Below are 13819 nucleotides of genomic sequence, written 5' to 3' on the forward strand. Positions count from 1 at the left end.
CATGATTAATTCATCTCACTCTCATGCCAGCTCGATAGCGCCAATCGCGACAGGATCATCATGCCCAGAAACAGCACAATGCCAGTCACGGTAATGAGGAACAATGCGGCAAACAAACGCGGGATATTCAGCTGGAATCCTGCTTGCAGAATCTGGTAGGCCAGCCCGGTACTGGTGCCGCCGGTGCCTGCCACGAACTCTGCCACCACTGCACCGATCAGCGCCAGACCACTGGCGATGCGCAAGCCACCAAAGAAATACGGCAAGGCACTGGGAATGCGCAAGCGGCATAAGGTCTGCCAGCGCGAGGCCTTGTTCAGCCGAAACAGGTTGAGCAAGCCAGGATTGACACTGCGCAGTCCCAACGTTGTGTTGGAGATGATCGGAAATACCGCCATGATGGTGGCGCAGATCACCAAGGCCAGCAGCGGCTGTTTGACCCAGATAATGATCAAGGGCGCAATCGCCACAATCGGTGTGACCTGCAAAATGATCGCGTAGGGAAACAGACTGACCTCGATGAAGCGGCTCTGCACAAACACAAAGGCCACCGCAACGCCCAGCACGACTGCCAGCGCGAATGCCAGAAAGGTAATCTGCAGCGTCATCAGTAGCGCATCGAACAGCATGCTCCAGTCAGCAACCAAAGTCTTGGCAATGACCAATGGCGATGGCACCAGATAAACCGGCACCTCAAAGACGGTGCAGATCAGTTGCCAGGCAAGCAGCAGCATGGCACCAATGGTCAGCGGCGCGGCAATCTGCAGGAAGCGTGGATTAGTGATCAAGGGCGTCATGTGCGCCTCCTTCCCGATTGGCTAGTGTCAGATAATCGGAGAGTATCTTGCAGTACCCCATGAATTCAGGCGTCATGCGGAAGGCATCATCACGCATGCCACCGGCACCGGGTGCCTCAATCGGCACATCCGCAATGATCCGCCCCGGACGAGCTGCCATCACCACTACCCGACTCGATAAATACACCGCCTCGTAGATACTATGGGTGACAAACACGACCGTCAGATCCTGCTCGCTCCAGATCCGCCGCAAATCAGCATCAAGCTTGTTGCGGGTGAATTCATCAAGGGCCCCGAAGGGCTCATCCATCAGTAAAAGATTCGGTTGCGTTGCCAGCGCCCGCGCAATCGAGGCACGCATCTGCATGCCACCGGACAATTCACGTGGTGCAGCTTGGTGAAAACGCTCCAGACCAACCAGCTTCAAGGCATCCCGGACCCGTTGCTCACTCTCGGCACGCGGCATGTGCTGCAAGTCCAGCGGCAGGCGCACGTTTTGCTCGACCGAGGCCCACGGCATCAGCGTCGCCTCCTGAAACACCATCGCCAGCGTATGCCCCTCAGTACCAATCGTTGCCAGATTTTTACCCCACCAGCGAATGTGGCCGTGCGAGGGCTCTTCCAGTCCGGCGAACATCTTCAGCAAGGTGCTCTTGCCACAGCCGGATGGTCCCAGCAGAGAAACAAACTCGCCGCGCTTGATCGTCAGTCTGACCTCGTCCAGAGCACGCGTGCCATTACGGTAGGTTTTTTCGACCCGCAATGCATTGAGGACGGCGTCCGGGTCGGCGGTGGCAGCCTCGGCTGCCATGAGCTGTGCCATCTGCGTCATTCTGGCGATGGCCTGATCATCACGTTTCATCATGGTCTGCCTCTCTCGGTACTTGTATATTGCTGCCAAAAACCTCCGTCTCGCCATGCTCTTGAAGCAACTGCAAGAGCATGCGACGCATGATCAGCCCCGGCCGGTCCGACGCCATGTGAAACTCTTGCTGACGCTGCACATCAATGCAGGCATCCGGATCGGTGGCTTCCAGAATTTCGCGGTCTTCCACCAGAATCGGCGCATCCCAGGCAATCAGTTCGGCGCTGCTGCACTCGTCTTCGCTATCGTTGCGATACAGCCATTGCGCCAACATGATGGAGCCATCATCAATCGGTGTGGCGCAGTTATAGATGATGTGATGCCGTCCCGATTCCGGGTACTGACAACCGAAGCGCCGCGAGAATGGCAGATACCATCGATTGAACATGTGCCGCATCGTGGTATCGGCGGTAGTGCCGGTAACGCGGTAACTGGCGGGGACGTTCTTGATCGGCACCAGTGTCTCGGCTTCAAAACCGTAGTCGGTTTCCTGAATGTCGTATTTCTCTGGCTTGGGCTGATCGTAGAGACCAAAGGTAGCGCGGTGCACGTAGCTGAAATGAGAGTTATCGAAAGAGTTCTCCATCATGCGCAACGCACTGGTGTTCCAGCGCTCGTAGAACTGGAAGATGCGCCGGTAGCCTGGCGTGGTTTCCTCCGGGAAGAAAGGAATATCACGCAGCGGCTTTTCCAGAGCGACCCAGACATAGCCATAGCGCTCCTGACAATAATAGGATTGCACCATGGCACCGTTGGGCACCGCCCCATCGGGATTTTGCGGCACCCGCACACAGCTGCCGCTGCAATCAAAGGTCCAGCCGTGATAACCGCAGACGATATTGCCATTTTCCACAAAGCCTTTGGACAGCTTGGCCGTACGATGACAGCAGCGGTCGCGCAAGGCTGCCGGTTGCCCCGGTGCCTTGAGCCAGACCACGATATTTTCACCAAGCAGGGTGAACGGCCTGGGGCCCTCTTCCAGATGCGAGATGGGCATGACGGCGTACCAGAACTTGCGCAATACTTTTTGTTTTGTCACCAACATGGTGTCACTCCTTGAACAACAACCGGCCGGCGCGCCATCATGGTCGCCTTCGCCGGGTTCTGCCAAACTTGTTGCCCGCATTTCCGGACAGGCATGCCTTCACAGCCTCATGGCATGACGTGCATGTCCTTGACGAACTGTGTCGTATAAGCTTTGTGATAATCGACATCCGCCTTGAGCAAGCCGGTAGCGACCATGGTTTCGTAGGTCTTCTTCCAGCGCTCGTCGGTCATGATGCCGATACCTTGCGTGGCCGCATCACCGCCGGTGACGACTTTCAGTTCTTTCAGCTTCTTGAGCGCATAAGCCAGTTGGTCATCCGTCATGTCCTTGTTGTCCTGGCGGATCAGCGCGTTCGCTGGTGCAGGGTCTTCCAGATAACTTTTCCAGCCTTCAGCTGTAGCTTTGACAAAGCGCTTCACCAGATCAGGCTTGCTGGCAATGGTTTTCTGCAAAGTGATAATGGTGGTGCCATACGGTGGATAACCGTCTTGTGCAAACAGGAAAAACTTGGCCTTGCTGCCAGATTTTTCGGCCTGATACAGCTCGGACGAGGGATAAGCTTGCTGCACAATGTTGGGGTCGGCGAAGAATGGTTGCAGATTGAAGGTATACGGCTTGCTCTGCGCATCGGTATAGCCGTACTTGGCCTTGAGCCACGGCCACCAGCTGGACTGGCCCGAACCTGCAACTAGAATGGTCTTGTTCTTCAGTGCGCCCAGACCACTGACATCCGCATGGGTCATCATGCCCTGCAGGTCAGACTGAAACGAAGTCCCAACCGTGACCAGCGGCAAGCCCTGCTCCACGCCCTTGAGTACCGTGAAGTCGTAACCCATGCTGAAGTCAGCCTGCCCGGCCAGCAGGATCTGCATATTGTTGACCTGCGGGCCACCCATCTTGATGGTCACATCGAGCCCATATTTTTTATAAATCCCTTTGGCCACGGCTTGATAAAAACCACCGTGCTCCGCCTGGGCGTACCAGTTACTCAACAAGGTCACTTTATCTTGTGCGTGTGCTGTCATTGCTGTCTGTATGCTCAATGCGCCAAACAATGCTGCGCCGAGTCGGATCAGGGTCATTCGCTTGCTCATGGCCTTCCTTTCAGTGGGTGGGTACAACAGAGAATGAACAGGTAGTTGTTAAAGATTCAGATTCAGCTACAGATCCAGCACCAGTCGTTCGCCAGCACAGCGCGAAACGCACGGCATCAGCAGTTGATGACTGGCACGCTGGGCCGCCGTCAGCACACTGTCACGATGGTCAACCTCACCAGCGATGACACGGCTTTGACAACTGCCGCAAAAACCTTCGCCACAAGAGGTTCCGATATGCACGCCAGCGGTTGCTGCAGCAGCGACGATGCTTTGTCCCGGCGCCACGCGGCAATACACACCCGAGCGCTGGAGGATCAGTTCAAAACTGCCATCAACGATTTTCTCTTGCGGGGTCTCTGGTTTTACAGGCGATGCACCGAACAGTTCGAAATGGATATCCTCGTCACGCCAGCCAAGCTGGTTTGCCTGCGTGCGCAGCAAGGCAATAAAGGGCGCAGGACCACAGACGTACAGTGGCGTCACCACGCTCAGTGACTGCAGCGTGGCCAGCAGCCGTACTTCGATATCACCAGTATCGAGGCCGAAGTAATAGTGACAATGTGACGCCATGGGTGTTTGCGACAGCGGCCCCAGCAAAGTCGCATGACCGGCGCTACGGGCGAAGTAATGAAGCTCTGACGCTTGGCCGCGTGCCGCCAGTGCTGCGGCCATGGAATAGATTGGCGTGATACCAATGCCAGCCGCAAACAACACCGGCGTATGCACGCTCTCTTGCAATGGAAAGAAATTGACCGGCGCCATCAGCGTGAGCCGGTCGCCGACATGCAGGTGTGTGTGCAACCAGTCGGAGCCACCGCGGGAATTGAGTTCACGCTTGACGGCAATACGATAGACGTCGTCCTCATCAGGGGCATTGCAGAGTGAGTAACAACGGCTGAGTCCATTGGGTAAGAGGAGCTGCACATGTGCCCCTGGAGACCAGTCCGGCAAACGCTGGCGAGAATTGGCACGCAGTTCGATGACGCGAATCAGGTGACCATCTTCGCGGATGGTCGAGACCTGCAAGGACAGTCTTAGACGACCAGGTGAAGGCACAAAAGAAGGTACAACGGAAGGAATCGGGGAAGAACGCGCTGGACTGGAGGAGTCGGCGTTAATAGCGGAACTGAAAGCAGTACTGGAAGCGGTGAGTGTCAACATTGGTCGTGTCCCATCAATATCAGGAACTACCGGTCTGATCCGGTAGCGTCACGAGCAATGCCCCACAGTCGATAAATTGCAGATCGACGGCTAGCCGCTTCTACTCATTTTTAGATTAAGCAATCAGCGTGCCAAGATCAACATCACGGTGATTGCTATATTAATTCCGGTGTTACGGGAAGAAAAGGGATACTCCCCAGCCCCTTCCCGCACACATCGACACCAAACTGGTGCAACTACTTTACAACTCTGCACACGGTGCCCAAAAAAATGGCACCCCGGTGCATCTCACACGACACCATGCGCCTTGAACCAGGCGACCGCCCGCTTCCAGCCGTCCTTGGCATCGGCTTCGACATAACTTGCGCGGTAATCGGCATTGAAGGCATGTCCGGAATGCGGGTAGACCACAAAGGTCGATGGATTCCCGGTCTTCTTGAATACCTCTTCCATCTGCGCCAGTGTCTGCACTGGAATGCTGGGGTCCTTACCACCGTACAAGCCCAGTACCGGCACTTTCAAGCCAGGTGCAATATCGATTGGATTCTGCGGCATCAATGCATTCTTGTCGCCAACGATACGACCATACCAGGCGACACCCGCCTTCACCTTCGGATTGTGCGCGCTATACAGCCAGACGAAGCGACCGCCCCAGCAAAAACCATTGAGACCCAGCTTGTGGGGATTGCCATGGTTGTCCTTGGCCCAGGCTACGTAGGCGTCAATGTCGCCAATCACCTGCTCATCTGGCACCTTGGAAATGATGGCCTGATTCAGTTCAGCGATGGTGGGATAAATTGCCGGATTACCCTGGCGCACAAACAGGTCCGGTGCAATCGCCAGATAGCCGAGTTTAGCGAAACGGCGTGCCACATCGGCAATATGCTCGTGCACGCCAAAAATTTCCGACAGCACGATCATGATCGGCAAATTGGTCTTGCCCTCAGGTTGTGCCCGATAGGCCGGCACACGCGTACCGTTGACCATGATGCTGACCTCGCCAGCGGTCAGGCCGACGGTATCGGTCTTGATTATGGTTTGTGCACACACCGGCAGCACGGCAGCGGCGAAGCCAGTACCAAAGGCAGTCTTGATGAAAGTCCGGCGCGAACTCCCTTCAAGAAGAGTGGTAGAGCCAAGCAGACCGTTGATATCGTTCTTCAAATCTTCCATCACCATCTCCCTCGTTGAAAGCCGTCAATTTAACCTAGACAGAAGAAACCTGCAGTTGGTGACCGCTCAATGTGCCTCATCCCAGTTCTTGCCGGTACCGACCTCAGCCAGCAAGGGAACCTTCAATTGCGCGACCTTGCTCATCAGTTCCGGCAGTTTCTGGCGCACCAGATCAAGCTCTGCTTCCGGCACTTCCAGCACCAGTTCGTCATGCACCTGCATGATCATCTTGCTACCCAGACCATCCCGCTCCAGCCAGTCCTGAACGGCAATCATGGCCAGCTTGATCAGATCGGCGGCAGTACCCTGCATCGGTGCATTGATCGCCGCGCGCTCTGCGCCCTGACGACGCGGACCGTTGGGTGAGTTGATTTCTGGCAGCCACAGTCGACGTCCAAAGACCGTCTCAACATAGCCCTGCGACTTGGCCTCCAGACGCGTGTTATCCATGAACTGCTTGACGCCGGAAAAACGCTGAAAGTACTTGTCGATATACATCTGCGCAGCGGCACGTTCAATCCCGAGATTGCCGGCCAAACCAAAGGCGCTCATGCCATAGATCAAACCAAAGTTGATGACCTTGGCAAAGCGGCGCTGCTCGCTAGTGACCTCGCCCAGCGCGACGCCGAAAATTTCAGCAGCGGTGGCACGGTGAATATCTTCGCCATCGGCAAAGGCCTTGAGCATGTTGGCGTCTTCAGAAATGTGCGCCATGATGCGCAACTCGATCTGCGAATAGTCCGCCGACACAATTACGCGGCCCGGCGGCGCAATGAAGGCTTCACGAATACGACGGCCCTCAGCAGTGCGAATCGGAATGTTTTGCAGATTGGGGTCGTTCGAGGATAGTCGCCCGGTGACCGCCACCGCCTGCGCATAGTTGGTATGCACCCGACCGGTCGTCGGATCAACCATCTTCGGTAACTTGTCGGTGTAGGTTGACTTCAGTTTTGCCAGACCGCGGTAATCGAGCAGAACCTTGGGCAAAGGGTAATCTTCGGCCAGCTTCTGCAAGACTTCTTCATCGGTGGATGGCGTGCCAGATGGCGTCTTCTTGACCACCGGCAGCTTGAGCTTGTCAAACAGGATCTCGCCCAGCTGTTTCGGGGAATTCAAATTGAACGGTTGCTCGGCCAGCGCATAGGCTTGCTGTTCAATTTCCAGCATGCGCTTGCCTAGCTCACCGGACTGCACTGCAAGGATATCTGCATCAACAAGTACCCCGTTGCGTTCAATTTTTTGCAGCACGACCGAAGTTGGCACTTCAATATTTTCATAGATGAAACGCAGCTTGGCATCCTCCGCCACCTGTGGCCACATCGCATGATGTAACGCCAATGTCACGTCGGCGTCTTCTGCAGCGTACTCGGTCGCACGCACAATCTCGACTTGTTCGAAACCGATCTGCGACGCGCCTTTGCCGCACACGTCGGTATAGCTGATGGTGGTGCGATTGAGATGACGTAGCGCGAGGCTATCCATATCATGCGTTCGATGCGACTCAAACACATAAGACTGCAACAAGGTGTCATGCACGATGCCGCGCAGCTGCACGCCATGATTGCCGAAAATATGACTGTCGTATTTGAGATTCTGACCGAGCTTGGCTTTACTGGCATCTTCCAGCCATGGCTTGAGCTTTGCCAGAACCAGATCACGCGACAATTGCGCGGGCATATCCTGATAATTGTGTGCGACAGGAATATAGGCCGCACGTCCTGGTGTACAGCATAGCGAGATGCCAACCAGTTGTGCCTGAAGCGGAATGAGCGAAGTCGTTTCCGTATCCACCGCGGTCAGTTCAGCGGTATTGATCGTGTTCAGCCATGCATCCAGCTGTGCTTCGGTGAGCACCGTTTCATACTCGGTCACGATATGCGCCGTGCTATCAAACAGACCGCCCTGTGGTGGCGCTGCGGATGGCGCCGGTTCACTCTGGGCGCTGGTATTTGCCGCCACTGCTGGCGTATCACTGCTAGCTGCGGCATCCAGTTCACGCAGCCAGGTACGGAAGTTGTAACGTGCGAACAGCGTGCGCAGCGTATCGTTGTCCTGCGCTTGCACGGGCAATGAGTCAAGGATCGTTCCCATATGCGCTGACAGATCGCAATCAGTCTTCACCGTCACCAGCGCACGTGCCTGCGGCAGCCACGGCAAAGCGCGGCGCAGGTTCTCGCCAACCACGCCGCTGATTTTGTCAGCATTGGCTATCACGCCATCGAGACTGTCGTATTGGGTGAGCCATTTGACGGCCGTCTTGGGACCGCACTTCTCGACACCGGGAACATTGTCCACGGTATCGCCCACCAGACTCAGATAATCAATGATGCGCTCGGGCGGCACACCGAACTTGGCAATCACGGCCGCACGATCGAGGGTTTCATTGCTCATCGTATTGACCAGCGTCACGTGCTCATTGACCAGTTGCGCCAGATCCTTGTCACCGGTGGAGACGATGGTCTTGAGCCCAACTTCGGCAGCACGCACACCGAGGGTACCGATGACATCATCGGCCTCAACGCCTTCGACCATTAAAATTGGCCAGCCCAATGCACGCACGGCAGCATGAATCGGCTCGATCTGTAACGCCAGATCTTCCGGCATGGATTTACGGGTCGCCTTGTACTCGTCATACAAGTCATCGCGAAAGGTTTTTCCCTTGGCATCAAATACACAAGCGATGTAACTTGCGGGATAATCATTGCGCAGTCGGCGCAACATATTGATGATCCCGTACAAGGCACCAGTAGGTGCACCTTCTGCGTTACGCATATCGGGCAAGGCATGAAACGCGCGATAGAGGTAACTGGAACCATCAACTAACAACAGGGTTTTTTGCATATGGAAACTAGAGGAAAAAATGTACCGCGGCTGCGGGAGGTTGGCGACATCGATCGCGCCACCGCCAAGAAGGCACGCGAGTCATGGCATGTACTCACGATTATGGCAGAATTTATCGAGTCCACCGAGCGTCTGTCCGAACTGCGCCCGGCAGTTTCCATCTTTGGTTCCGCCCGTACCAAACCTGATGATCCACATTATGGACTGTGTGTGGATATCGCCCGACGCCTGTCAGACGCAGGTTATGCGGTCATCTCCGGTGGCGGCCCCGGCATCATGGAAGCAGCCAACAAAGGCGCTTTCGACGGTGCATCCCCATCGGTTGGCTTGAACATCGAACTGCCCCATGAGCAGCATGGCAATCCGTGGCAAGACATCTCCTTGTCATTCCGTCATTTCTTTGCCCGCAAGGTCGCCTTCGTGAAATACGCCGACGCCTATGTGGTGTTGCCAGGCGGCTTTGGCACGCTCGATGAACTGACCGAAGCATTGACGCTGATGCAAACCGGTAAATCGCGTCTGATGCCGGTGATTCTGGTTGGCAGCAAGTTCTGGGCGGGCCTGATGGACTGGATCCGCACGCAACTGGTCGACGACGGTATGATTTCGGCCAAGGACGTCAACCTGCTGCAGGTTATCGATGATCCGGCCGAAGTGGTCGTTGCGATCCAGCGTTTCTACGCTGAGCGCGCCAAACCGGCCGATCCTGACGACGAACCAGACAGCGCACGCCAGACCGGCATGTATCTCTGATGGTGCGTGGGTCGGTGGCAATCACCGACCCCGCCACCCTGTATCCGCTGATGCACGCAGTCCCCCTTGACTGCCTTGACTGGTTCTTCTTGTCGACTCCCTTTCTTGGATCTCTTTGCTTCTTCTCTCTGTAACAGGGGGCGGTTTGTTACAATGCTGGCATCCTGTTCAACTTCTATAGAAGAATCATCATGAACCAAGCACAAGTCGGGCTCAAAGCCGCTTTGCTGGCAGCCTTGGCGGCCACCAGCCTGGTCTCCTCGCTGGCACTGGCACAACAGAATGCACCGGCTGTAGCACCACCGCCGCCGGAACTGGAAGTGCTGGAAGAAGGTCCGCCACCGGCAGTGACCATCAAGAAGCAGGGTGACGCGCCGAGCACCGGCAATAGCGTAACCGAGCGCCGTGATCATGGCCAGACCACCGAAGTCAAGGTGCAGTCAGGCCCCAGCACCTATTATCTGAAGCCGACACAACAAGTTGGTACCGCCTTGCCAGGCGATGCTCAAAGCGGTCCGGCAACGCCCGCTCAGTGGGTCATCAAGGAATTTGACTGGGGTGGCAGCAAGGCACCGCAGCAAAATAGCAGCGACAACAAGTAATCGCGGCAGCAAAGTTCATTTCTATCGCCCGGATGATGTAGCAACCAGCTACTAGGAATTGCTCCTATCCGGGCTTTTATTGTTTTCACTCACTTCAGCACATGGCAGTTTTTACTCCGGTCAGCCTCGACGAACTCTCCGCCTGGATCACCCAGTTTTCGCTCGGCAAAGCCCTGGCGATCAAGGGCATTTCATCCGGTATCGAGAACAGCAATTTTTTCATCACGACCGAAAGCGGCGAATACGTCCTGACGCTGTTTGAAAAACTGAACTTCGAGCAACTTCCTTTCTATCTGGAACTGATGCGCCATCTGGCGCAGCGCCAGGTGCTGGTCCCTGCGCCGATTCCCAATCAGGCCGGCAGCATCATCAATGCACTCAATGGCAAGCCAGCCTCCATCGTGACCAAGCTGGAGGGTAAATATGAGCCCCAGCCGCAAGCAGTGCACTGCGCCGAGGTGGGTGCCATGCAGGCGCGCATGCATCTGGCCGCGCAAGACTTTGCGCTGTACCAGCCTAATCTGCGCGGTCTGTCGTGGTGGCGCGAGACTGTGCCTGTTGTGCTTCCCTATCTGGATGCGGCTACCCAGACGTTGCTGCGTGATGAGCTACAAGTCCAGGAAGCCTTCGCCGCCTCGCCACTGTATGCCACGCTGCCGCATGGGCCAGTGCATGCAGACCTGTTCCGCGACAATGCCATGTTTGTCGGTGAACGCCTGACCGGCTTCTTCGATTTCTACTTCGCAGGTTGTGATACCTGGCTGTTTGATCTGGCCGTGACGGTCAATGACTGGTGCATTGACCTTGCCACCGGCGTGATCGATGACGTCCGCATGCATGCCATGCTCGACGCCTATCAACGGGTACGCCCACTGACCGATAGCGAGCGCCAGGCATGGAATCCGACTTTGCGCGCTGCGGCCTTGCGTTTCTGGGTATCTCGTCTGTACGATTTCTACTTGCCGCGCGCAGCCGAAATGCTGACACCGCACGATCCGACCCACTTTGAACGCATTCTGCGATTGCGCGTCCACAGCGCCAATCTGCCATTGAACTGACCATGCAAAATCTGCCCGCAAAAACTGGCTGGCTCTGGATCAAGGAAGGCTTCGCGCTATTCCGGAAACAACCGGCAGAGCTTTCTACCCTGTTTCTTGGATACATGTTCCTGATGCTGCTGCTGGGCGTTATCCCAGTGGTCGGTCAATTGCTACCACTGATACTGATGCCGGTCTTCAGCTTATCTTTCATGCAGGCCAGTCGGTACATCGCACAAGGCAAGCGGGTTTATCCCAATCTGCTACTGGTCGGCTGGCGCTCACCGGCGCTGCGCTCGCTTCTGTTGCTGGGCGTGTTTTACGCGATCGCTGCCTACGCTGCGATGGGATTGTCGCGTCTGGTCGATGGCGGGGCGTTCTGGCGCGTCATGTTTCAAGGCGGTCTGGATATCCAGGAGCTGGAGGGCGGTAGCATGGGCTTTGGCATGCTGGTGGCAGCGCTGGTCTATATTCCTGCCGCCATGGCATTCTGGTTTGCTGCGCCGTTGATGTTCTGGCAAGAGATGCCTTTAGGCAAGGCCATGTTTTATAGTTTCTTTGCAGTACGACGCAGCGGCAAGGCTTTTCTGGTCTATGCACTCAGCTTGCTGCAGATCGGCGTTATCTTGCCGGCAATTTTCGGCACCATCGTCGCTTTGCTGTTCAATAACACGTCGATTATCGTGTTTATTCTGGTGCCATTATCGATAATATTGACCGTCGTCATATATTGCTCTTTCTATCCGAATTACACTGCCGTCTTTGATCAGCCGGCAACCGACGCAGAATCTACAGCGCACGAGGACCAAGCCGGCTGATACCGCCAAGTCCGCAAGTAATTCAGGGGAACCAAGATGCGCATGAATTTGCCCGTAACCAATATCGAAACTTTGTTGCAAGATGGCAAGTCCATCGTGTCAAAAACCGACCTCAAAGGCAATATCACTTACGTCAATCCCTATTTCGTCGAGATCAGCGGATTTTCGGAAGAAGAATTGATGGGGGCACCACAGAATATCGTGCGCCACCCTGACATGCCGGCAGAAGCCTTCGCCGACATGTGGCGTACCGTCAAGAAAGGCATTCCCTGGACCGGTCTGGTCAAAAATCGGTGTAAGAGCGGTAATCACTACTGGGTCCAGGCCAACATTACTCCGGTGCGCGAAAAGGGCCAGATCATCGGCTACATGTCGGTACGGACTAAGCCGCGCCGGGACGATATTGCCGCGGCCGACAAACTCTACGCCGATATCCGCAAAGGCAAGGCCAAGGGTATCGCCATCGAGCAGGGCGCGGTGGTCAAAACCGGCATCAAGGGCTGGATCAGCAAACTTCATCAACTGCAGCTCAATACCAAGATCAAGGCCGCCATGCTGACGCAGTTGAGCCTGCAGGTGGCAGCAGCCATCATCAGTCTGACTGTCGGCCACAGCCCGTTCAACGCCATCATCGGCGTCCTCGCGATCTTGGTCACGCTGTCGATCTGGTTGGCCTTGCATACCGCTCTGGTGCGTCCAATCAAGCAGGCGCTGGAAGCGACTTATGCGATCACCGGTGGCGATCTGTCGAGTAGCATCACCTCCGATCGTCCCGACGAAATCGGTCGTCTTCTGCGTGCACTGCGCCAGATGAACATCAACCTGACCGCCATCATCAGCGACGTGCGTGCCAATGTTGAGTCGATCAACGGTGCCACGCGGGAAATTGCCGCAGGCAATATGGACCTGTCGCGCCGTACCGAATCACAGGCATCCAATCTGGAAGAAACCGCCGCCAGCATGGAAGAGCTCGCCGGCACCGTGCGCCAGAACGCTGAAAGCGCCTTGCAAGCCAATCAACTGGCTGCCTCTGCCTCCGCCATCGCGGTCAAGGGTGGTGATGTGGTGGCCAAGACCGGCACCACTATGAGTGAAATCAGCGAATCGTCGAAGAAGATCGTCGACATCATCAGCCTGATCGACAGCATCGCCTTCCAGACCAATATTCTGGCCCTGAATGCCGCCGTAGAAGCAGCCCGTGCCGGTGAGCAAGGTCGTGGATTTGCGGTCGTCGCCTCGGAAGTACGTAGTCTGGCGCAACGCTCGGCCGGTGCCGCCAAGGAAATCAAGACACTGATCGAGGATTCGGTAGAGAAGGTCGATATCGGCAATCGTCTGGTCGATGATGCGCGCAGCACGATGAATGACATTGTCGGCTCGGTCCAGCGTGTGACCGGCATCATGAGTGAAATCACAATTGCCAGCCAGCAGCAGAGCAGTGGTATTACGCAAGTGCATGCTGCGGTGACCGACATGGATCAAAGTACCCAGCAAAATGCCGCGCTGGTAGAACAGGCAGCAGCAGCGGCTAATAGTCTCGAAGATCAGACTACACGGCTATTGCAGGCTATTTCGGTATTCAAGTTCCAGCACCGATAACCGTATAAGCATGAGCTGCTCACGGCAG

General features: G+C 55.9%; 12 protein-coding genes. 5 read left to right on the forward strand and 7 right to left on the reverse strand.

Going from position 1 to position 13819, the window contains the following annotated elements; translation table 11 throughout:
* Positions 1-5 precede the first annotated feature (5 nt).
* From FHW66_RS11205 to polA, 7 genes are all read right to left on the reverse strand, one after another.
* On the reverse strand, positions 6-797 hold the full coding sequence (locus FHW66_RS11205; RefSeq protein WP_183379869.1) for an ABC transporter permease: 792 nt from the start codon (positions 795-797) through the stop codon (positions 6-8).
* The gene (locus FHW66_RS11210) at positions 778-1662 is read right to left on the reverse strand and encodes an ABC transporter ATP-binding protein (RefSeq protein WP_183379870.1); all 885 of its coding nucleotides are present in this window, start codon (positions 1660-1662) and stop codon (positions 778-780) included. The genes FHW66_RS11205 and FHW66_RS11210 overlap by 20 nt, the downstream gene beginning before the upstream one ends.
* Positions 1649-2707, reverse strand: coding sequence for an aromatic ring-hydroxylating dioxygenase subunit alpha (locus FHW66_RS11215; RefSeq protein WP_183379871.1), 1059 nt, complete (start codon positions 2705-2707; stop codon positions 1649-1651). Before FHW66_RS11215 ends, FHW66_RS11210 begins: the two co-directional genes overlap by 14 nt.
* Before the next feature lie 107 nt (positions 2708-2814).
* Positions 2815-3804 carry an ABC transporter substrate-binding protein gene (locus tag FHW66_RS11220; protein ID WP_183379872.1) on the reverse strand — a complete coding sequence of 330 codons (990 nt, stop codon included), beginning with the start codon at positions 3802-3804 and terminating at the stop codon, positions 2815-2817.
* Positions 3805-3870: 66 nt separating this feature from the next.
* Complete coding sequence (locus FHW66_RS11225) at positions 3871-4968, reverse strand: PDR/VanB family oxidoreductase (RefSeq protein ID WP_183379873.1); 1098 nt, start codon at positions 4966-4968, stop codon at positions 3871-3873.
* Between the two features lie 288 nt (positions 4969-5256).
* Positions 5257-6141, reverse strand: coding sequence for a dienelactone hydrolase family protein (locus FHW66_RS11230; RefSeq protein WP_183379874.1), 885 nt, complete (start codon positions 6139-6141; stop codon positions 5257-5259).
* 66 nt (positions 6142-6207) lie between these two features.
* The gene (gene polA / locus FHW66_RS11235) at positions 6208-8982 is read right to left on the reverse strand and encodes a DNA polymerase I (RefSeq protein WP_183379875.1); all 2775 of its coding nucleotides are present in this window, start codon (positions 8980-8982) and stop codon (positions 6208-6210) included.
* Here polA and FHW66_RS11240 point away from each other — a divergent pair, their 5' ends adjacent.
* The 5 genes from FHW66_RS11240 to FHW66_RS11260 all read left to right on the forward strand — a co-directional run bounded on the left by FHW66_RS11240 (position 8983) and on the right by FHW66_RS11260 (position 13791).
* A complete protein-coding gene (locus FHW66_RS11240; RefSeq protein ID WP_183379876.1) occupies positions 8983-9735 on the forward strand; it encodes a TIGR00730 family Rossman fold protein in 753 nt (250 codons plus the stop codon).
* A gap of 191 nt (positions 9736-9926) precedes the next feature.
* Positions 9927-10337 (forward strand): DUF2782 domain-containing protein, encoded by a 411-nt coding sequence (locus FHW66_RS11245; RefSeq protein WP_183379877.1) that lies wholly within the window; start codon positions 9927-9929, stop codon positions 10335-10337.
* Between the two features lie 101 nt (positions 10338-10438).
* Positions 10439-11395, forward strand: coding sequence for a homoserine kinase (locus FHW66_RS11250; RefSeq protein WP_183379878.1), 957 nt, complete (start codon positions 10439-10441; stop codon positions 11393-11395).
* Positions 11396-11397: 2 nt separating this feature from the next.
* Positions 11398-12192 carry a BPSS1780 family membrane protein gene (locus FHW66_RS11255; protein ID WP_183379879.1) on the forward strand — a complete coding sequence of 265 codons (795 nt, stop codon included), beginning with the start codon at positions 11398-11400 and terminating at the stop codon, positions 12190-12192.
* Positions 12193-12228: 36 nt separating this feature from the next.
* Complete coding sequence (locus FHW66_RS11260) at positions 12229-13791, forward strand: PAS domain-containing methyl-accepting chemotaxis protein (protein WP_183379880.1); 1563 nt, start codon at positions 12229-12231, stop codon at positions 13789-13791.
* Positions 13792-13819: the final 28 nt, after the last annotated feature.

The organism is Herbaspirillum sp. Sphag64 (assembly GCF_014192645.1).
In the GTDB taxonomy this organism is placed as follows: Bacteria; Pseudomonadota; Gammaproteobacteria; order Burkholderiales; family Burkholderiaceae_D; genus Herbaspirillum.